Consider the following 20,527-nt stretch of genomic DNA (forward strand, 5'->3'; position numbering starts at 1 on the left):
TCTTTCCGCCGCCCGGCGGTGTCTTATCGAAACTCTCTCACCTCCGCAGACTCGTCTTCGATGAGACAAGCGGGGGAGAGAGGGGCGGTACCGGTGAGCAGAGCCGTGGCCACGGAAGACATCACGCAGCTACCCGAGCTGCCCCTGAAGCGTCAGTGCCCGTACCAGCCGCCGGAGGAATACCGGGAGCTGCGGGAGCGCGGGACGGTCACCCGGGCGCGGCTGTTCGACGGCCGTCCGGTCTGGGTCGTCACCGGGTACGCGGCGACCCGGGCGATCCTGGCCAGCCCGGACACCAGTGTGGACGTCCGGCAGCCGACCATGCCGGTGCCGGTGCCCGGCATGGCGGGGCTGCGGCAGAGCGGTTCGGCGACCATCGAGGCGTTGCTGCGGACCGATCCGCCGGCGCACTCGCGGCAGCGGCGGGCGGTGCTGCCCAGCCTGACCTACAAGCGGATCAGCGCCTGGGAACCGGAGATCGTCCGGTACACCGACGCCTACCTGGACCGGATGCTGGCCGAGTCGCCGCCGGTGGACCTGCTCGACGTGTTCGCCAAGCCGCTGGTCGCGGAGGTCCTGGGTCGGCTGCTCGGGGTGCCGGAGGCGGACGTCGCGCACTTCCAGACGGTGACCTACAAGCGGTTCAATCCGGTCCGGTCGATGACCGGCTACCTGACCCACCTGCTCACCGAGGGTCGGGACACGCTGCGGGACGGCCAGTTGCGGGATCTGGTCGAGCGGATCGACGAGGGCGAGCTGACCGTCGAGGAGGCGACCGGCCTCGGCATCGCCATCGTGCTCGCCGGACAGGACATCACCGTCAACACGCTGGGCATGAGCGTGCTCACTCTGCTCACCGAGCGTACCCAGCTCGACCTGTTGCGGGCCGAGCCGGAGCGGTGGCCGGACGCGGTCGAGGAGTTGCTGCGGTACCTGTCGCTCACCGGTGCCACGGTCCGCGTCGCCACCGCCGACCTGGAGGTGGACGGCGAGCTGATCCGGGCCGGGGAGGGCATCGTGCTGCTGCTCCCCGGGGCCAACCGGGACGCGGAGCGGTTCGCGGACCCCGACGTGCTGGACGTACGGCGGGCGGCACGCGGTCACCTGACCTTCGGCTTCGGCATCCACCAGTGCGTCGGCCAGCACCTGGGACGGCTGGAGCTGCTGATCGCGCTGCGGGCGCTGTTCACCCGGATCCCGGGGCTGCACCTGGCCGTACCGGTCGAGCAGGTCCCGGTCAAGCAGGGCGTGGTGTTCGGGCTCGGCCGGCTGCCGGTGCGGTGGTGACCCGATGACGGTCCTGCTCACCGTCGCGGCGGAGCGCTGTCTCGGCGCCGGGCACTGCGTCCGGCTCGCGCCGGAGGTGTTCGACGAGGACGACCACGGGACGGTCGTGCTGCTGGTGGCCGAGCCGGAGCCGGACCGGGTCCCGGCCGTGCGGGAGGCCGCACACCTGTGCCCCAACCGAGCGATCTCGATTCAGACGACTCAGCAGGAGCGTGAACGGTGACCAGCTTCAGTGCCCGGATGGAGGTCAACGTCGCGCAGTTCGGCGAGCGGACCGCGTTCACCTACGTGGCCGACCCGATGCGTGACGACGCCCCGATCAGCTACTCGTACGCCCAGATCCACGACGCGGCCCGCCGGGTCGGCGCGCTGTTCCAGGACCGGCTGGCCGCCGGCGACCGGGCGATGCTGCTCTATCCGCCGGGCCCGCAGTTGGCCCTCGCCGTCCTCGGCTGCCTGTACTCCGGCGTGATCCCGATCGTGGTGCCGGTGCCGGACGGGCAGCAGCACCGCAGCCAGCGGCTCACCGCGATCGTCCGCAACGCGCGGGCCGCCGCCCTGCTCACCGAGGAGCGGGTTGCCGGTGACGTGGCCACCTGGGCGGAGGCGGCCGGGGTGGGCGACCTGCCGCGTCTGGTGACCGACGCGACCGCGCTGCCCGACGTCGGACAGTTCCGTGCCCTGCCCGACGACCCGGACCGGATCGCCTTCCTCCAGTACACCTCCGGGTCCACCAGCCAGCCCCGGGGCGTCGTGGTGACGCACGGCAACCTGGCCGACAACGCCGGGGTCTACCAGCGCATCCTCGGCGCGCCGTCGGACGCCCGGCACGGCGGCTGGCTGCCGATGCACCACGACTTCGGCCTGATCGGTCTCTTCCTCTCCCCGCTGTACGTCGGCAGCACCACCGTGCACATGCCCGCCTCGGTGTTCCTGCGGCACCCGCAGAGCTGGTTGTTCCTGGTGGACCGCTTCGACGTGCAGATCTCCCCGGCACCCAACTTCGCCTACGAGATGTGCCTGAACCGGATCGCCGAGGAGAGGCTCGCCGGCCTGGACCTGTCCCGTTGGCGGGTCGCGGTCAACGGCGCCGAGCCGGTCCAGGCGAGCACGCTGGCCCGTTTCCGCGACCGGTTCGCGCCCTACGGCCTGCGGCCGGAGGCGGTCGGCCCCGGCTATGGGCTGGCCGAGGCGACGCTTGCGGTCTCCTGCGTCGGGCAGTACCGGCTTCCCCGCATCACCCGGGTCGACGCCGCGCACCTGGGCCGGGGGCAGGCCCGACCGGTCGGGCCGGACACCGACGAGGCCACCCGTGACCTGGTCGGCTGCGGCGCGACGTCCGAGATGGACATCCGCATCGTCGACCCGGAGCGCCACGTGCTGCTCCCCGACGGTGAGGTGGGCGAGATCTGGCTGCGCGGACCGAGCCTCGCGCGCGGGTACTGGGAGAACCCCGAGGCCACCGCCGCCGTCTTCGACGCGGAGACCGCCTGTGGCGAGCGCGGTTTCCTGCGCACCGGCGACCTCGGGGTGCGCCTCGACGACGAGCTGTACATCTCCGGGCGGATCAAGGAGCTGCTGATCATCCGGGGCCGCAACCTGTATCCGCAGGACCTGGAGGCCGAGGCTCGCACCGTGCATCCCGCGCTGGCGCTCGGTGTCGGTGCCGCGTTCAGCGTGCCGGTGCCCGAGGAGCAGGTGGTCCTGGTGCACGAGGTACGGGCCGGCCGGGCGACGCCGGAGGAGCTGGCCCGGATCTCGGCGGCGGTGCGGCACCGGTTGTCCCGCGAGTTCGGCGTGGAGGCGAGCGTGCTGCTGGTCCGCCCGGGCGGGGTGTCCCGGACCACCAGCGGCAAGATCCAGCGGGTCGCGGTCCGTCGCGCCTTCCAGGAGGGCTCGCTCACCGGCACGTACGCCGACCTCACCCCGGAGGTCCGCGCCCACCTGGACGCCACCGACCGGGATCGTGAGCTGGCCGGGGTGGCCCGATGAGCGCCGTCACCACCATCTCGCCGGGCCTGCTGGACGCCGCCCTGGCCACGGCCGAGCCGTTCCGCCCGGACCGGGTCGCCGAGCTGGACCGGACCGAGACGTTCCCCACCGACGCCGTACGTCTGCTGGACGAGCTGGGGGTTCCCGACTGGTACGTGCCGGCGCGCTTCGGCGGCGCGTCGACCGATCACACGCAGCTCGTCGAGGTGGTCCGGACGATCGCCCGGCACGACCTGACCGCCGCGATCGCGCACGCCAAGACCTACCTGGGCGCGGTCTGCGTCTGGGTGGCCGGTGACCCGGAACGGGCCGAGCGGCTCGGGGCGCGGATCCGGGCCGGTGCGGTGGTCTCCTGGGCGCTGACCGAGCGCGGGCACGGCAGCGACCTGGTGGCCGGCGAGCTGACCGCCACCGAGTGCCCGGACGGGTACCGCCTGGACGGCGAGAAGTGGCCGATCAACAACGCCACCCGGGCCGGGACGGTCTGCGTGCTCGCCCGCACCTCGGCCGACGCCGGGGCACGCGGCCACAGCCTGTTCCTGGTCGACAAGGACCGGCTCGCCCCGGGCAGCTACCGGACGTTGCCGAAGGCGCGTACGCACGGCATCCGGGGCGCGGACATCAGCGGCATCGCCTTCGACGGTGCGGTGGTGCCGCCCGAGGCGCTGGTCGGGCGGCCCGGTGCGGGCCTGGAGATCGTGCTCAAGGCGCTCCAGTTGACCCGGGTGATGGCGGCCGGGCTCTCGCTCGGCGCCGTCGACCACGCCCGGGAGCTGACCCTGCGGTTCGTGCGGGAGCGGGAGCTCTACGGTCGTCGGCTGATCGAGTTGCCGCACGTGCGGCGCAGCTTCGGGGAGATCTCCGCCGCCGCGCTGGTGGCGGAGTCGGTGGTGCTGTTCGCCGGGCGGGCGGCCGGCGCGCTGACCGGCGAGATGAGCGTCTACTCGGCGGTGGCGAAGGCGCTGGCGCCGACCCTGGTCGACGAGGCGATCGCGCGGTGCGGCGAGCTGCTCGGCGCCCGCGCGTTCCTGACCACCGTGTACGCCGACGGCGCGTTCCAGAAGCTGGAACGGGACCACCGCATCGTGGGCATCTTCGACGGCAACACCTTCGTCAACCGGCACTCGCTGATCACCCAGTTCCCGCGTCTGGTGGCCGGCTGGCGGCAACGGGTCCGGGACGTCGCCGGGCTGCGGGGCGTCGAGGTCGGCGCAGGGCTGCACGGCGTCGAGGTCGGCGCACCCACCGACCCGGGTCGCCTGGAGCTGTTCTCCCGCACCGGATGCAGCCTGGTGCAGAGCCTGCCCTTCCTGGTGGAGCAGGTCCGCACGACGGCGCCGGAGAGCGTGGTGCGGCTCGCCGCGTACGTCCTGGACGCCGCCGAGCGGCTGCACGACGAGATGGCCGCCCTGCCGCCGCAGGGCGTGACGGCCGGCGTCGAGGCGTTCGACCTGGCCCGACGGTACGAGTGGTGCCTGGCCGCCGCCGCCGTGCTGCACCGGTGGTCCGCCGAGCCGGCCCGGCCGGAACTGGCCGCCACGCTGGCCCTGATCGTCGACCGGATCGGCGGTCACCGGCCCGACCCCGCCGCCTTCGACCGGCTCACCGACGACCTCAAGGAGCTGTCATGACGGCCCCCGCCCGGCTGGACGAGCTGGAACACCTGCTCGGCGACCCGTCCGACGACGGCAACCCGCTCGGCGGCACGGCCGCGCTGGTGGCCGACGAGAAGGACGAGGTGTTCGGCGCCGCCGAGCGCGCCCTCGACGCGTACTGCCTCAACGCCGAGTTCGTGCCGCGCCGCCACGGCGGGCGGCTGGCCGGGGCCGACGACCTGATCCAGGTGCTGCGGACGGTGTTCCGGCGGGACCCGTCGCTGGGGCTCGGCTACGGCGTCAGCTCGTTCATCTCGTCGGTCAACGTCTGGGCCGCCGGCTCACCGACGCAGACCCGATGGGTGGCCGACACGCTGCTCTCCAACCAGAAGATCGCCTCGGCCTACCACGAACTGGCGCACGGCAACGACTTCTCCCGCGCCGAGTTCGCGGCCCGGCCGGGTACGACCGGCGGGTGGCGGCTGACCGGACGCAAGGAGGTGGTCACCAACGTCACGCGGGCACGGGGGCTGGTGCTGCTGGCCCGCACCGACGAGCGGCCGGGCAGCCGCAGCCACTCGCAGATCCTGGTCGACAAGCAGACGCTGCCGGACGGCGTGATGCGTGACCTGGCCCGCTACCCGAGCGTAGGCATGCGCGGCGTGCAGTTGGGCGGCATCGAGTTCACCGACTGCCCGGTGGACGACGAGGCGGTGGTGGGTCGGCCCGGTCAGGGCATCGAGACCGCGCTGCGCTCGTTCCAGCTCACCCGCACCGCGATCCCCAGCATGCTCGCCGGTGTCCTCGACTCGGGTCTGCGGTCGACCATGGACTTCGCCGCCGACCGGCGTCTCTACGGCCACCGCGTCGCCGACCAGCCCGAGGTCCGGCGGCTGCTCGTCGACGCGTACCTGGATCTGCTGATCTGCGACAGCCTCGGCCTGGTCGCGGCCCGCGCGCTGCACCTGCTGCCCGGCCAGACCAGCATGTACGCCTCCGCCGTGAAGTACCTGGTGGGCAAGCGGCTGATGGACGCGATGCACCAGCTCTCCCTGGTGCTCGGGGCGCACTTCTACCTGCGCGAGGGCCGGTACGCGATCTTCCAGAAGCTGCTGCGCGACCTGGCCCCGGCCGGGTTCGGGCACGCCGCCCGTGTCGCCTGCCTGGGCACCATGCTTCCCCAGGTGCCGCTGCTGGCGCGGCGCGGCTGGGTGCATCCGGAGCCGGCCGACCCGGCGCTGTTCCGGATCGGCGAGGAACTGCCCGAGCTGCCGTTCGCGCGGCTAAGGGTCTCCGCCGGCGGGCTGGACGGCCTGGCCGGATCGCTGGGCGCGGCCGTGGACCGGCTCACCGGCGACGGGCCGGAGCAGCAGCGACTCCGCCGGCTGGCCGGGCAGTTCACGGCCGAACTCGGCGACCTCGCCGAGGCGGGGGCCGCGCTGCACCCCTCCGACCTGGGCGTGGACGCCCGCGTCGAGGTGCTCGACCTGCCCGCCCGGTACGCCACCGTGCTCGCCGCCTCGGCCTGCCTGAACGTCTGGCTGGCCCGGGACGACGACCCGGCCTGGGTCACCGGGGCACTGGACCGGCTGGCCCGCAGTCTCGGCCGTCCGGGCGACGACCGCGCCGGCGACCACCGCGAGCCGCTCTATCAGGAACTGGCCGCCCGGCACGCGGAGCGACGCAGCTTCGACCTGTCCCGCCGACCGCTGCCGGGATGACCCGGAGGCCAGTCCGCACCGCCAACCATCCGAGGAAGGAAACCCACATGGCATCCACCGCCGAGGGCGCGGGCGACCTGCGTTCCTGGTTGACCCGCTGCGTCGCGGAGTACCTGCGCCGGCCCGAGGACGAGATCGACCCCACCGTCCGCCTCGCCGAGTACGGCCTGGACTCGGTCTATGCGCTCGCTCTCTGCGGCGACATCGAGACGCACCTGGACATGCGGCTCAGCGAGACCCTGGTCTGGGACCACCCGACCATCGACGAGCTGACCGCGCACCTGACCGAACTGATCGCCGGACAACAACCCGCGGGTGCCCGGTGACGTCCATCGAGGCGGTCTCCGCCTATCTTCCGTCGGCGGTCGTACCGATCGAGGAGATCGGTGCCCGACTGGCGATGGACCCGAAGCAGGTGGCGACGTTCCGCCGCTTCTACGGCCTGTCCGAGGTGCGCTACGACCCGGACGGCGACCTGACCCAGATGATGATCAACGCGGCCGGCAAGCTGACCGCGCTGACCGGACGCGAGAGCCAGGTCCGGTACGTGCTCCAGGCCCGCACGTTGCAGACCGTGGCGCCGTACCCGGAGAACCCGCTGCACCAGGTCCGCACCGCGCTCGGCCTGGAGCACGCGGTCTCGTTCGCGGTCACCCAGCACGCCTGCGCGTCGGGGCTGCTCGCCGTGCACCTCGCCGGTGAGCTGCTGGCCGCCGACGGGGACCCGGACGCGTTGGCCCTGGTCTTCGCCGGGGAGAAGGCGTTCACCCCCACCGCGCAGCTCATCCCGAACACCACCTTCATGGGCGAGGGCTCGGCCGCCGTCCTGGTCGGGCTCAGCGGCGACCACGACCGGCTGCTGGGCTACGCCACCCGGACGTACGGGCAGTTCAACGCCGGTCTGCGAATGGACGCCGCGCGGGCCGCCGAGTTCGAGGCGATCTATCAGGACGGTCTGGCCGAGGTGGTCCTGGCGGCGGTGGCGCAGGCCGGTGTCGCGCTCTCCGACGTGGACCTGATCCTGCCGCACAACGTGAACCGGCTCTCCTGGGTGCGGCTGTGCAAGCAGCTCGGTTACCCGGTGGACCGGGTGCTGCTGGACAACGTCGCCTCGACCGGCCACTGCTTCTGCGCCGACTCCTTCATCAACTACCAGACGGCCCTGGAGCTGGAGCGGCTCGCGCCGGGCGACCGCTACCTGATGGTCGCCGTCGGGCTCGGCGCGACCTTCTCCGCCATGGTCTTCGAGCACTAGGAGGCATGATGACCGCACCGTTCATACCCCGGCTCAAGACCGCGGTGACCGGCGACCCGGAGGCGCGTTTCGTCTTCCTCGGCAACTTCGAGGTGGAGGACGTGTGGGGCGAGGACGAGCCGGGCCTGCCCCGGATGGCGTTCGGCTCCGGCAGCGCGGTGGTGAACCGGATGGACGAGTTCGCGCTGCTGTTGGCCGGGGCGGGTGACCGGGTGCTGCTCAAGGCCGCTCCCGACCCCGACTACCTGGCCTTCCTGACCGGCCTGGGCGTCGAGCTGCCGGAGATCCACACCGTGTCGGCGCAGAACCCGCAGCACACCGTCAGCCAGGACGTACTCGCCGACTCCGAGCTGCTGAGCCGGATGGCCCAGTGGGCGGAGCAGGGCGCGTACCTGTCGGTGCACGGCGTCTCGGTGCTGGAGGAGGAGATCGCCGCCCGCACCGGCATCCGGATCGCCGGCAGCTCCGCGCAGACCTGCAAGGCCGTCAACAGCAAGGTCTACAGCCGGCAGGTCGCCGACGAGGTGGGCCTGCGGCAGCCGGCCGGTCGGGGTTGCGTCACGATCGCCGAGTGGTCGGCGGCGGTCGCCTGGGCCAAGGAGATCCTCTCGGACGGCCGCCGGGTGGTGGTGAAGGACGCGTACGGGGTCTCCGGCAAGGGGATCGTCGTGGTCGACGACCCGCGCCGGCTGGACCAGATGGACCGGATGGTGAGCCGCAAGGCCCGCACCACCGGCTCCGACCGGGTCGCCCTGGTGGTGGAGGAGTTCGTGGCCAAGCGGGCCGACCTCAACTACCAGATGACCGTGGGGCGCGACGGCGACGTCCGGTTCGACTTCGTCAAGGAGGCGATCACCGAGTCCGGCGTGCACAAGGGACACCGCATCCCGGCCCGGCTCGACGACCGCCAGGAGGCGGAGATCCGGGACGCGGCCCGACTGCTCGGCGAGCGGCTGCACGCCGACGGATACGTCGGAGTGGTCGGCGTCGACGCGATGGTCGGCGACGACGAGCGCCTCTTCCCGGTCACCGAGATCAACGCCCGCAACAACATGTCCACCTACCAGCTCCCGTTGCAGGAGCGCTTCGTCCCCGCCGGCTGGGTGGCGCTGGCCCGGCAGTACCCGCTGCGACTGCCCGAGCCGCTGCCGTTCAAGCGGCTGCACGGGGCGCTCGGCGACGTCCTGCTCACCCGGGCCGGTGAGGAGGGCGTCCTGGTGAACAACTTCGCCACGGTCAACGCCGCCGCCGGTGGCGACGGCGACTTCGACGGCCGGCTCTACGCGCTGGTCGTCGCGCCGACCGAGGAGCGGGTGCGCCAGCTCGACGAACACGTGGCCGGCGTGGTCGCCGGCCTGACCGAAAGGACCGGATCATGACCGCCGAGCACGAGGTGCAGGGCATCGGCATCACCGAGTTGGCCGAGCGATTCGGCACGCCGATGTTCGTCTACGACGGCGAGCAGCTGCGGCGGCAGTACCAGGGCCTGCGGGAGCGCCTGCACCCCGCCGTGGACATGTTCTTCTCGCTGAAGGCCAACCCCAACCTGTCGGTCTGCGCGGTGCTGCACGGCTACGGCGCCTGCGCGGAGGTGTCGTCGCTGACCGAGCTGATCACCGCGCGGCGGGCCGGGGTGGCACCCCGGGACATCATCTTCCTCGGACCCGGCAAGAGCCGCGACGAGTTGGCCGCCTGCCTGCGCGAGCAGGTGTACGCGGTGGTCGTCGAGTCCTTCGGCGAGCTGGAACTGCTCAACGAGGTGGCCGCCGAGCACGACGTCGTCGCGCCGGTCGCGCTCCGGGTCAACCCGGAGTTCGCGGTCAAGGGCGGCGGGCTGACCATGGGCGGCAAGCCGCGCCAGTTCGGCATCGACGAGGCGCAGCTCCTCGCCGCGCCCGACCTGGGCGCGTACCCCCACATCCGGGTGATGGGCGTGCACGCCTACCTGGGCACCCGCATCCTCAGCGAAGAGGTCATCGCCGAGAACACCGCGCGGATCCTGGAGCTCGCCGAGCGGCTGGCGCTGCGGCACGGCTTCCCGCTGGAGATGGTCGACATCGGCGGCGGGCTGGGCGTGGCGTACTTCGAGGGCGAGACCGACCTCGACCCGGCCCTGGTGGCCGAGCGGGTGAACCCGGTGGTGGAGGCGTTCCGCGACCGGCACCCGGACACCCGCGTGATCATGGAGCTGGGTCGGTACCTGACCGCGCCCTCCGGTGTGTACGTGGTGGGCGTCCGCTACGTCAAGGAGTCGATGGGCCAGCGCTTCGCCGTCGCCGACGGTGGCACCAACCACCACATGGCGGCCGTCGGGACCGGCTCCTTCGTCAAGCGCAACTACCCGATGGTCCTGCTCAACCGTCCGGCCGAGCCGGCCGTGGCGGAGTGGCAGGTCACCGGCCCGCTCTGTACGCCCAACGACACCATCGGCAAGAACGTGCCGCTGCCGACGGTCCGTCCCGGCGACCTCATCGGGGTGCTGCGCTCCGGGGCGTACGGGCCGACCGCCTCCCCCGTGCACTTCCTCAGCCACGGCTACCCGGCCGAGGTGCTGGTCCACGAGGGACACGCCTACCTGGTCCGGCACCGGGACGACCCGGAGGACCTGCTCAGCCGACAGCCGACGCACGACGAGCTGGCCGCACCGGCCCGACTCGTGTCGACCGTCACCAGCAACGGACACCCCTCGAACGAAAGGATTCGCGTGTCATGACCGAGACGATTGTGCAGGGTCAGCCCCCGGCGCCGGTGGTGGACGAGGCCGTGGTGGCCAGCGTCCGCACCGCACTCGCCGCCGTCCTCAAGCGGGACGTCGCCACCATCACCCCGGACACCCGGCTCTTCGACGACCTCGGGCTCGACTCGACCAGCGTGCTGGAGTTGCTGCTCGAACTGGAGAACGAGCTCGGTGCCGAGTTCGACCCGGACGACCTGGAGCAGCGGCACTTCGAGACCGTCACCACCCTCTCCGAGTACGTCAACGAGCACGTGAGCCGCTGACCGTGTTCACCACAGTCGCACCACGGCTCGCCGCCGACCGGACCGGCCTCCTTCGGGAGCTGCCGGTCCGGCCGGCGGCGTCCGCCGCCCGCACCTTCCGCGGCAACGGGCCGATCGAGGACGACGGCCTGGACCGCTACCTCGCCGACATGGTGGGCGCCTACGGCCGCTCCTACGACCCGGAGTTCCTCGCCAAGGCCCAGGTCACCTCGTACACGACGATGGCGTCGACGGTGGTGGCCGAGCTGACCCCGGGCGTGGACACGCTGCGCCGGATCGTCCTCGCGTTCGCCACCCCGGACATCGACTCCCGGGCCTCGGCCGGGTGCTACCTGGTCGAGGCGGCACCCGGTCGCCCGACCGTGTTCTGCGTCAGCGACCAGGGCGTCACCGCGCCGTTCACCGCGCTGCGGCTGGCCGCCGACCACCTGCGCGACGCGGCAGCCGACGCGCGTACCGCCCTTGTCGTCCTCGACCAGCGCAACCTGCCGTGGGAGGTGGACGCGACCGAGCGGGTGCCGGCCGAGGACGTCGCGGTGGCGTACGCCTTCCGACCGACCGCGCCCGGCGAGACCGGCGTGCTGCTCGGTCAGCGCACCGAGGTCGACCCGGCGGCGGCAGCGGCGCTGCTGGTCGACGTCCTGGACGAGATCTCGGCCCGCGACGGTCGGCCGTTCGCGCTGGTGGCCGGCTACGACGTGCCGGTCACCGCCGAGGTCGCGCTGCGGGCCGAGCGGGTGCACCGGGTGGGGCGGGGCACGCTCTGCACCGGAATCTGGACCACCGCCCGGCAGCTCACCGGCCGGACCGTGCTGGCCGAGTACGACCCGGTGCTGCGCTACCTCACCGTGCTCGCCTGGGACCCGACGTGGTGACCGCGCAGGCGGTGGTCACGCTGGCCCACTGTCGGACGGTGGCCCGCCGGGACGGCCTGGTGGCGGGCTGGACGGCGTTGCTGACCGCGACCGGCGCACCGGAGACGGTGCACGGGCCGCGCGGACACGGGCTGCGCCCGCCCGAGCGGCAGCACCTCTCCGGTGGGACGGACGACCGGCCCGCCGGGTGGGTGCTCGGCCTGACCTGGATGCGGCTCGGCGTCTCGCAGTGGCTGCTCGACCAGGCCAGGGAGTACCTGACCGGCCGGACGACCGGTGGGGTGCCGCTGATCCAGCAGCAACTGGTCCAGGGCAGCCTCGCCGAGATCGTCACCGAGCAGCAGGGCGTCGCCGCGGTCCTCGACGCACTGGAGCACGACCCGGACCCGTCCCTCGCCGCCTACCTGCACCGCCAGCTCACCGACGCCGACCGCGCGTCGTTGCGGCTGCTCGGTGCCGGCGGCTTCCTGACCGACGGGCCGGGCGGGATCGCGCACCTGTCCGAACTGCTCGCCGACGCGTACCTCGACGGAGTTGACCATGGCGATCATCGAGCCGGATGACCGGCTGCGGGTACTGCGCGAGCACGCCCGGGAGTGGGCCGCGGAGCTGCGGCCGTACGCCTTCGACCTGGAGCGCGACCCGGACACCGTCTATCGGCACCTGGACCTGCCCGCGATCAACTACGTCGGGAAGACGATGATCCCGGCGCACCTGCAACCGGACCCGATGCGGATCGGCAGGTACACGTACTACGGCAGCACCGCCGTGGAGCGGGTGGTCGCCGCCGAGGAGATCGCCTTCGGCGACGCGGGGATGTTCCTGGCCTCACCGGGTGCCTCGCTCTCCGGCGTGCTGGTCGGGATGCTCGGCGACGAGGCCCAGCAGGAGTGGTATTTCGGGCGGGTGCGGTCGCGTCCCACCTGGACGTTCTTCGCCCTGACCGAGCCGGCACGCGGCTCCGACGCGATGTCGCTGAGCACGCAGCTCCGCAAGGCGCCGGACGGGTCGGCGACCCTGCACGGCGAGAAGCGGTACGTCGGCAACGCCACCCGTGCCGAGGTGGGCACGGTCTTCGCGCGTACCGGCTCGGGGCCGCTCGGGGTGGTCGCGGTGCTGGTGGAGACGTCGGCTCCCGGCTACCACGCCCAGGCGCTGGACACCGTCGGCCTGCGGGGCGCGCAGATCAGCGCGATCCGCCTCGACGGCGTACCGGTGGCGCCCGGCCGGATCCTCGGCGCCCATCTGCCGGCCTCGGCACGCGGCATGTGGAGTGCGTTGCGGACGTTCAACCTGCTGCGCCCCGGGGTGGCCGCCATCGCGTTGGGGATCGCGCGGGCCGCCATCGAGTATGCTCGATCGCAGTCCGGACGGGGTCGCGACGAGCTGGACCGGCTGGGTCATCGGGTACACACCACACGCCAACTGATCCTGCGCGCCGCTCACGAGGTGGACCGGGACGCCCGCAACGGCTACTACGCCTCGGCCGCGAAGGCGCAGGCCGCCCAGCTCGCCGAGGAGGCCACCCAGCAGGCGTTGCGGATCCTCGGCCCGGGGTCCCGGTTCGCGCATCCCTGGCTGGACAAGCTGGCCCGCGACGCCCGGGGGGTCGAGTTCATGGAGGGCACCCGCAACGTGCAGCGGCTCACCGTCTGTCACGCACTGACCAAGGGCAGGTTCGACGATGACTGAGTACCGCCGCCAGGTGCTGCGCCAGGCCTCGCCGATGGTTCTCGGCGACCTGGTGGGCGTCCTGGTCCCGCTCGTGGTGGTCGCCCTGATGAGCCGGATGGGCGACGACTCGCTCTACATCCGCTCGCTGTTCACCCCGATCATGTTCGTGATCATCGCCCTGCACGCCGGGCTCGCCGTACCGAACCAGGTCGCGTCGGCGCTCAGCGGCGACGACGCCGGGAGCCGCATCCGGGCGCTGGCCGGGTTCGCCCGGATCGGCGCCGTGGCGTCGGTCGTGGTGCTGCTGCTGCTCGGACTCGCCGCACCCGGGATGGGTCAGTTGTTCGGGGTCGACCCGGGGGCGCAGAGCGACTTCGTGTGGTTCGTCCGGTGGGTCTGCCTGGCCGCGCTGCTCGGGCTCGGGTCGGTGCTCTGCGGAGCCACCCTGCGGGGCGCGGGACGCCCCCGGGAGGGAGCGGCGGTACTCCTCGCCGCCGCCGCCGTGGAGATCGTCGGCGTGGCCGCGCTCGGCCTGCCCGGCGGTCTGGGCCTGGGCCTCTGGTCGGTGCCGATCGCCATCGCCGCGTCCGGCGTGGTCGGCAGCGCGCTCGGTGGCTACCTGCTGTGGCGTACCGGCGTGTGGCAGCCCGGCACGTCGCTGGCCTGGCGACCCGACCTGTTCGGCCTGCTGGCCGGCGTGGGTCTGCCGGTCTTCGCGTCGTACGTGGCGATCTTCGCCAGCAACTTCGCGCTGACCTGGGTGGTGAGCGCCTTCGGCGCGACCGTGGTGTCCGGCTTCGCGGTGGCGTACGTGGTGCAGAGCGTGGTGGTCGTCGCCGGTGTGGCGATCGGCGCGGCCACCGCGATCGTCGCCAACCAGTACCGGGGCGCCGGGGAGAGCCACCGGATGCCGGGCGTGCTGCGCGCCGGCCTCCAGGTGACCGCCGCGTTCTACGTGGTCTGCGCCCTGGTGGTGTGGACCGGCCGGGACTGGCTGGCCCGGGTGACGGCGGCCGACCCGGCGGTGGCCGCCGAGGCGTCCCGCTACCTCGGCATCGTCGCACCCACCTTCGTGCTGATGGGCCTGGTCCTCGCCGCGCTCACCGTGCTGGAGCAGGTCGGCGGCGGGCCACTCGCGATCGCCCTGAACGTCGTCTACTTCGGCGGCATCGTGGCGGTCGGCGGCTACCTGGCCCGGTCCGCCGGTGGGCCGGAGCCGCTGTACTGGACGATCGCGATCGCCAACCTGTTCGGCATCGCCGCCGTGTTCGCCACCGTCCTCTTCGTCCGCCGACGAGCGGGCACCCCGACCCCGGAGACCACCGACCACGACCAGGACGAGAAGGAGGCGGCGGCATGGCGCGAATGACCCGGCAGGCGGTACGCATCGACGGCGAGCGGGGCGTACTCGCCCCCGCCACCCTGGGCCAGCGCAGCATCTGGGTGGACATCGACCGGCAGATGCCGGACACCTCCTTCTACAACTCGACGGTCTTCACCCCGGTGCCCGAGGGGGTGGACCTGCCGGGCGTGCTCGCCGCGCTGGGCGCCCTGGTCCGCCGGCACGAGGCGCTGCGCACCCTCTTCCACCGCGATCCGGCCGGGGACCTGATGCAGCAGGTGATGGCCGCCGGGGAACTGCCGGTGGAGATCTGCGAGGCCACCGCCGAGGATCCCGATCCACGGGCGCTCGTCGACGACCTGGAGGCACAGGTCCGGGGGCACCGGTTCGACCACACGACCCAGTGGCCGATCCGGCCCGCCGTCGGTGTGCTGGACGGCGCACCCCGAGTGGTGATCACCTGTGTGTCCCACGCGGCCACCGACTACCTGGGCACCCGGGTGATCGGTGCCGAACTGGCCCGGCTGCTGGCCGGCGAGGAACTGCCGCCGCCCGCGATGCAGCCGGTCGAGTTGGCCGAGTTCGAGCAGAGCGAACCGGGGCGCCGGGTCCAGGAACGATCGTTGGCCCACTGGCGGGAGCAACTGGCGACCGCCCCACCGGCGATCTTCACCCCTCGGGAGCCGGAGTCCCCCCGGTACGCCGTCGCGACGCTCAGCACCAGCGCGGTCAAGCTGGCCCTGGACGCCATCGCCACCCGGTACGCCACGGGCAGCTCCGTCGTGCTGCTCACGGCCACCGCGAAGGTCCTCGGTCGGCGTACCGGCCACGACCGGGTGCCGATGACCCTGATCGCCGGCAACCGGCACCGGGCGGAGCTGCGGGGCTACGTCGGCAACCTGGTGCAGGACGTCCCGGCCACCGTCGACGTCTCCGCCGAGGACTTCGCCGTGCTGGTCAAGAGCTGCTGGGGTACGGCCATGAAGGCGTACCGCAGCGGCATCAGTGACCGGCAGGCGATCAGCGCGTTGCGCGGCACGCTGGCCGCCACCGCCGACCCGTCCTGCTACTTCAACGACCTGCGACAGGCCGGGCCGGACACGGGCCCGATCGAGGAGGTGACCGCCGAGCGGCTGCGTGCCGCGCAGGCGACCGGCCGACTCACCTTCGGCACCGGGTACGAGGTGGACGAGCTGACCTTCTTCCTCAAGGTGATCGAGGACGGGCCGGACCGGCTGGAGCTGACCGTACGGGCCGACACCGCCCGGCTCAGCCGCGACGACGCCGCCGGGATCCTGCGGGAGATCGAGGAGTTGCTGGTGACGGTGGCGGCGCAGGAACGGGTCCTGGCGGCCACCGGAGCAGCGTGATGCGGCTCGACGGCGTCGTCCACGTCTGGCGGATTCCGCTGGGCCGTCCACTCGCCGGTGATCCGGATCCGGCTGACCTGCTGGACCCGCACGAGCGTCGCCGGGCCGACCGGCTCGGCGACGCCCGGGTGCGCCGCCGCTACGTCCACGCCCACGCCACCAGCCGGTTGATCCTCGGCGGGTATCTCGGCGTACCGCCGGAGGGGGTGGTCTGGCACCGGGGGCGGCACGGTAAGCCGGCGCTGCTCGGACAGCCGGAGACGAAGGTCAACCTGACGCACTCGGCCGACCTGGCCCTGCTGGCGGTCACCACCGGCCGGGAGGTCGGGGTCGACGTGGAGCGTCTCGCCCGGCCGGACCCGGACGGCACGCCGTCACCGGTGGGTCGGCTGGCGACGCGGTTCTACCCGCCGGGCGAGGCGTCCCGGGTCGGCCGCGCTCGCGGTCCGGCCCAGGACTGGTGGTACCTCCGCTACTGGACCCGCAAGGAAGCCTGCGTGAAGGCCAGCGGTGGGCGGCTGGTGCAGGGACTCCGGGTACGGGTCGCCGGATCGCAACCGTACGGTCGCGGCCTGCGGTGCCGGGGTGGGACGGGTCTGCCCGGTCCGTGGGTGGTGCGGGATCTCACGCTCGGCGACGGGCACCTGGCGTCGGTCGCGTTGACCGGGACCGCCGACTACCGGGTGGTGGTGCGAACCTGGCCGGGGTTACGCCGGTTCGGCCTGGATCAGCCGTTCCCGCAGGGCGATCGCCACCGCGAGCGTGCGGTTCGGTGAGTCCAGTTTGGTCATGATGTTGCCCACCAGCCTTTTGGCGCCGTGTTCGGAGACACCGAGCCGACGGCCGATCTGCCGGTTGCTCAGCCCTTCGGCGAGCAGCGCCAGCGTCTCCCGCTCGCGAGCGGTGAGCACCGGTGCCCGGACGCGGTCCCGTCTCGTCCGGCCGGTCGCCAACCTGAGCAGGTGCCGGCTCAACTCGGTGGGCACCACCAACTGGCCGTCGGCCACCTGCGTCAACGCCAGGTGCAGGGACTCCGGGGTGAGGTCCGTGGCCAGGAGGTAGCCGTCCGGCGTCAGCCAGCGCACGATGTCCACCTGGTCCGGCTCGTCGAGCAGCACGAGGAGCTTGTGCTGCCGCCCGTCGTCGTGCCCCAGCAGCGAGTCGGCGCGACTCAGCGCCCGGGGCGAGGCGATGACCACGTCCGCCCCGTCCGGACCGGCCCGTAACCGCACCTCCGGCACCTGCTGCACGACGGCTGCCACCCCGCGCCGGGTCACCTCGTTGTCGACCACCACGGCGATCGTCAGGGCGTCGGCCGGCACTGCCGGCCGGTATTCGGCGGACATAACCGGCCAGATCATCTGCTGCACCATTTCCCCCGTTCGCTTCCGCTCGTCGAAATAGCGTCGCAGGGCCACCATAAACATTCGGGATGGGCCGCAGTAGTGGTAGCTACGGAGGTGGTGCACGCACCGCGCGAAGGGGGCAGACGACCTACGACCAAAGTAGTAGACGTAACTGCCGTCGTTGGCGGAGCCGAATTACCACCCGACTGACCGAGAATAGACGCATCGATAATTTTTCGCTATTCGAGGGGCGCCGATGTCTGTTCAGTCGATTGCGGATCCGCTGTCGGGCGGTTCACTGTCCCGCGTCGTCGGCCTCTCATTCTCGGAGAGCCGGCCGGTGGTGCAGGCCGTCTTCCAGCTCCGCTTCCTGACGGGCGCGCTGCTGGCCGCACCGCCATTTCATCCGACCGCGGTACGGGACCTGACTATCGGCGCGCTGGCCTGGCTCTGCGCCACCTGGCAGGTGTATCTGCTCAACGGCCTCTGCGACCGCACCGAGGACCGGCACAACGGCTCGGGCCGGCCGCTCGCCACCGGTGCGCTGTCCGCCGCCTCCGCCGGTGGGGCGGCGGCCGCCCTCAGCGTGCTCGCGATGACCCTCGGCCTGCTGGTCTCCCCCGGCTTCGCCGTCCTGGTGGCGGCCATGCTGGCGCTCGGCTGGCTCTACTCGGCGGCGCCCCGACCGCAGAAGTCCAACCTGCCCGGCTTCGTCGGCGTGGTGGTGGCCGGCGGCCTGGTCACCTACCTGGCCGGCTGGTACGCGGCCGGTGGCGGCGTACCGGACCCACGGGCGGTGGCGGTGGCCGTGGCCCTGTCGTTCTGGATGGGCCTGGTGGGGATGACGAAGGACCTGCCGGACGTGGCCGGCGACCGGCTGGCCGGTCGGCACACCCTGCCGATCGTGCTGCCCGAACGCATCGCACGCCGGCTGCTCGCGACCGGCGCGCTGCTCGTCGCGGCGGGACTGGCGACGGTCGCCGTCGCCGAGCCGACCCTGGTGCCGCCGGCCGGGCTGTTGCTGGCCGGTGCGGTGGTGCTGGGCGTCTGCGTGCTGACCCGGACCAGCCACGGCGACCGGAACCGCCGACGCCGCCCCTACCGGGCCTTCATGGTCACCCAGTACGCCGTGCACCTGACGGTGATCGCCCAGTGCCTCGCGAGCTGAGCGACCGCCCGCCGGTCCCGTCGCCGGTCCCGCCCGTTCAGCGGGAGAGCCGTTGCCCGTCGGAGATGATCCGGCGGGCGACCGCCTTGCGGATGGCGTCCACCCGGGACACGGCGTTGAGCTTGGCGTACGCGTTGGTCAGGTGCCGCTTCACGGTGGCCTCGGTGATACGCAGCCGGGAGGCGATCTGCTGGTTGCTCAGCGCGCTCGCGGCGAGGACCAGGACCTCCCGCTCGCGCTGGGTCAGCGCCGTGCCCGGTCCGCCCGAGCCGGGCGGGCGGCGGTCCAGTTGCTCGACCGTGCCGCGCGAGACCGCCAGCAGGACGTTCGCCGACGGGCGGCGCACCGACCGGACCGCCGCCAGCAACTCGTCGCGCAGGATCGTCTTCAACATGTACGCGCTGGCGCCCGCCTCCAGCACCTCACGGACCAACTCGGCGTCGTCGTGCATGGTGAGCACGATGATCTGCACCTCCCGGCGCTGGTGCAGCACCTGCCGGATGGTCTCCGTGACCCCCGCCCCGGGCATCTCCACGTCCAGCAGCAACACGTCCGGCTGGTGGGCGACGACCAGCTCGACCGCCTCCGGGCCACTGCCGCCCTCACCGACGATCCGGATGGTCGGGTCCGTGCCGAGCACCTCCTTGAGGCCCTCACGGAACAGGTTGTGGTCGTCCACCACCGCCACGCGGATGGTGTCCGGGGTGTTCATCCTTCCGGGCCGTAGAGCGGCACCTCGACCGCGACAACGGTGCCGCTGCCGGGTGCGGAGGTGATGGTGAACCTGCCGTTGAGCAGGTCGGCGCGCTCGGCCATGGACCGGAGCCCGAAACCGGCGGTCTGGGCGTCGATCAGGTCGAAGCCACGACCGTCGTCGATCACCTCGGCGTTGATCGCGTCCTCCGTGGCGACGATCGTGATGCGCAGCTCGGTGGCCTCGCCGTGCCGCACCGCGTTGCGGGCGGCCTCGCGCAGGATGAGGTACAGCTCCTCACCGACCTCGCGGGGCATGACCTTGACGTCGCCGGTGACGGTCAGCCCGGTCGAGATGGTGGCCGGCACGCTGGCCGAGAGGTAACCGCGCAGGGCCGGCTCGATGCCGTCCGCGCCGAACGAGCGGCGCAGTTCGGCGGTCAGCTCCTGCACGGTCTGCAGCGCCTCCCTCATCTCGTGCATCGCCGCGCCGACCTTGGCGTCGGCCCGGGGCCGGTCGTGGGTGCCGTAGTGGCGGGACAGGTCGAGGTTCTGCAGGGCGAGGCCGATCGAGTGACCGAGCCGGTCGTGCAGGTCGCGGGCGATCCGGCGGCGCTCCTCGCGGCGCGAGGCCTGCAACTTCTCGATCAGGTAGTTCACGTAGGCCAGCGAGGAGAGCGACACCCGCCGGGAGATGGCGTCGTGCAGGGCGAGGGCGATGGCCGCGACCCGGGCCGGATCGGTGACGACGTACCGGCGCAGGATGATCGGCAGCGCGACCTCGAAGAGCAGCGCGGCGGCCCGTAGCGACTCGATCGGGTGGATGTTGCGCAGCGCCCGGTCCACGCCGATCTCGGTGGGCAGCAGCGCGTGGTCGACCACTTCGTCGATCCCGTCGACGTCGGCGGACGGGTCGAACGCCGACGCCGGCAGGTCGAATTGCTCCGCCACGTCGGTGACGATCGCGTGGACGTTGCGCCGCAACTGACCGAGGACCGGAGCATTACGGGTCAGCGCGATCGAGGCCGACTCCAGACGCCGGTGATGCTCCCGAAAGATCTCGTCGGCCAGCCCGTCGTGCGTACTTTTCTGATAACCCACGTGCTTCCCTGTATTCGATTCCACTAATTAGGCCCACAAATATTCCTGTTACGTGTCCCCGCGGTGGATCCGATTACCGGCGTGTTTCGTGGGAGCGCTCCCGAGGCG

At 72.3% G+C, this 20,527-nt stretch carries 20 protein-coding genes; 17 read left to right on the forward strand and 3 right to left on the reverse strand.

Annotation, left to right across the window (positions count from 1 at the left end):
* The first annotated feature begins 105 nt into the window (after positions 1-105).
* Genes ACFYTT_RS09680 through ACFYTT_RS09755 form a run of 16 tightly spaced genes read left to right on the forward strand, consistent with a single transcriptional unit; the run spans position 106 to position 16,887 of the window.
* Entirely contained in the window at positions 106-1,287 is a 1,182-nt protein-coding gene (locus ACFYTT_RS09680) for a cytochrome P450 (RefSeq protein ID WP_387258430.1), read from the forward strand.
* Between the two features lie 4 nt (positions 1,288-1,291).
* Positions 1,292-1,510, forward strand: coding sequence for a ferredoxin (locus ACFYTT_RS09685; protein WP_176092293.1), 219 nt, complete (start codon positions 1,292-1,294; stop codon positions 1,508-1,510).
* Complete coding sequence (locus ACFYTT_RS09690) at positions 1,507-3,279, forward strand: fatty acyl-AMP ligase (RefSeq protein ID WP_387258431.1); 1,773 nt, start codon at positions 1,507-1,509, stop codon at positions 3,277-3,279. Before ACFYTT_RS09685 ends, ACFYTT_RS09690 begins: the two co-directional genes overlap by 4 nt.
* Positions 3,276-4,910 (forward strand): acyl-CoA dehydrogenase family protein, encoded by a 1,635-nt coding sequence (locus tag ACFYTT_RS09695; RefSeq protein WP_387258433.1) that lies wholly within the window; start codon positions 3,276-3,278, stop codon positions 4,908-4,910. Before ACFYTT_RS09690 ends, ACFYTT_RS09695 begins: the two co-directional genes overlap by 4 nt.
* The gene (locus ACFYTT_RS09700; protein ID WP_357214675.1) at positions 4,907-6,595 is read left to right on the forward strand and encodes an acyl-CoA dehydrogenase; all 1,689 of its coding nucleotides are present in this window, start codon (positions 4,907-4,909) and stop codon (positions 6,593-6,595) included. Before ACFYTT_RS09695 ends, ACFYTT_RS09700 begins: the two co-directional genes overlap by 4 nt.
* A 47-nt stretch (positions 6,596-6,642) precedes the next feature.
* Complete coding sequence (locus tag ACFYTT_RS09705; protein ID WP_131051894.1) at positions 6,643-6,921, forward strand: acyl carrier protein; 279 nt, start codon at positions 6,643-6,645, stop codon at positions 6,919-6,921.
* Positions 6,918-7,850, forward strand: a complete 933-nt coding sequence (locus tag ACFYTT_RS09710) for a ketoacyl-ACP synthase III family protein (protein ID WP_131051895.1) — start codon at positions 6,918-6,920, stop codon at positions 7,848-7,850. The genes ACFYTT_RS09705 and ACFYTT_RS09710 overlap by 4 nt, the downstream gene beginning before the upstream one ends.
* Positions 7,851-7,858: 8 nt before the next feature.
* Entirely contained in the window at positions 7,859-9,229 is a 1,371-nt protein-coding gene (locus ACFYTT_RS09715; RefSeq protein WP_387258435.1) for an ATP-grasp domain-containing protein, read from the forward strand.
* Positions 9,226-10,563: a type III PLP-dependent enzyme gene (locus tag ACFYTT_RS09720; RefSeq protein ID WP_131051897.1), complete on the forward strand. Its 1,338-nt coding sequence runs from the start codon at positions 9,226-9,228 to the stop codon at positions 10,561-10,563. Before ACFYTT_RS09715 ends, ACFYTT_RS09720 begins: the two co-directional genes overlap by 4 nt.
* On the forward strand, positions 10,560-10,850 hold the full coding sequence (locus tag ACFYTT_RS09725) for an acyl carrier protein (RefSeq protein ID WP_131051898.1): 291 nt from the start codon (positions 10,560-10,562) through the stop codon (positions 10,848-10,850). The genes ACFYTT_RS09720 and ACFYTT_RS09725 overlap by 4 nt, the downstream gene beginning before the upstream one ends.
* A 2-nt stretch (positions 10,851-10,852) precedes the next feature.
* Positions 10,853-11,725, forward strand: coding sequence for a hypothetical protein (locus tag ACFYTT_RS09730; protein WP_131051899.1), 873 nt, complete (start codon positions 10,853-10,855; stop codon positions 11,723-11,725).
* Positions 11,719-12,288, forward strand: coding sequence for an acyl-CoA dehydrogenase family protein (locus ACFYTT_RS09735; protein ID WP_387258438.1), 570 nt, complete (start codon positions 11,719-11,721; stop codon positions 12,286-12,288). Before ACFYTT_RS09730 ends, ACFYTT_RS09735 begins: the two co-directional genes overlap by 7 nt.
* A complete protein-coding gene (locus ACFYTT_RS09740) occupies positions 12,266-13,417 on the forward strand; it encodes an acyl-CoA dehydrogenase family protein (protein WP_131051900.1) in 1,152 nt (383 codons plus the stop codon). The genes ACFYTT_RS09735 and ACFYTT_RS09740 overlap by 23 nt, the downstream gene beginning before the upstream one ends.
* The gene (locus tag ACFYTT_RS09745; RefSeq protein WP_387258440.1) at positions 13,410-14,768 is read left to right on the forward strand and encodes an MATE family efflux transporter; all 1,359 of its coding nucleotides are present in this window, start codon (positions 13,410-13,412) and stop codon (positions 14,766-14,768) included. The genes ACFYTT_RS09740 and ACFYTT_RS09745 overlap by 8 nt, the downstream gene beginning before the upstream one ends.
* Positions 14,756-16,111, forward strand: a complete 1,356-nt coding sequence (locus tag ACFYTT_RS09750; protein WP_387258442.1) for a condensation domain-containing protein — start codon at positions 14,756-14,758, stop codon at positions 16,109-16,111. The genes ACFYTT_RS09745 and ACFYTT_RS09750 overlap by 13 nt, the downstream gene beginning before the upstream one ends.
* Positions 16,111-16,887 carry a 4'-phosphopantetheinyl transferase family protein gene (locus ACFYTT_RS09755; RefSeq protein WP_387258444.1) on the forward strand — a complete coding sequence of 259 codons (777 nt, stop codon included), beginning with the start codon at positions 16,111-16,113 and terminating at the stop codon, positions 16,885-16,887. Before ACFYTT_RS09750 ends, ACFYTT_RS09755 begins: the two co-directional genes overlap by 1 nt.
* Here ACFYTT_RS09755 and ACFYTT_RS09760 read toward each other — a convergent pair.
* Positions 16,819-17,472 (reverse strand): response regulator transcription factor, encoded by a 654-nt coding sequence (locus ACFYTT_RS09760; protein ID WP_217705936.1) that lies wholly within the window; start codon positions 17,470-17,472, stop codon positions 16,819-16,821. The genes ACFYTT_RS09755 and ACFYTT_RS09760 overlap by 69 nt on opposite strands.
* Positions 17,473-17,713: 241 nt before the next feature.
* Between ACFYTT_RS09760 and ACFYTT_RS09765 the strand changes: the two genes are divergently transcribed.
* Positions 17,714-18,625 (forward strand): UbiA family prenyltransferase, encoded by a 912-nt coding sequence (locus tag ACFYTT_RS09765; RefSeq protein ID WP_387258446.1) that lies wholly within the window; start codon positions 17,714-17,716, stop codon positions 18,623-18,625.
* A gap of 37 nt (positions 18,626-18,662) precedes the next feature.
* Here ACFYTT_RS09765 and ACFYTT_RS09770 read toward each other — a convergent pair whose 3' ends face one another.
* Positions 18,663-19,337 (reverse strand): response regulator transcription factor, encoded by a 675-nt coding sequence (locus tag ACFYTT_RS09770; protein WP_176092284.1) that lies wholly within the window; start codon positions 19,335-19,337, stop codon positions 18,663-18,665.
* Positions 19,334-20,419: a sensor histidine kinase gene (locus ACFYTT_RS09775; protein WP_387258449.1), complete on the reverse strand. Its 1,086-nt coding sequence runs from the start codon at positions 20,417-20,419 to the stop codon at positions 19,334-19,336. The genes ACFYTT_RS09770 and ACFYTT_RS09775 overlap by 4 nt, the downstream gene beginning before the upstream one ends.
* Positions 20,420-20,527 lie beyond the last annotated feature (108 nt).

It is taken from the genome of Micromonospora sp. NPDC003816 (assembly GCF_042874705.1).
Lineage (GTDB): Bacteria > Actinomycetota > Actinomycetes > Mycobacteriales > Micromonosporaceae > Micromonospora.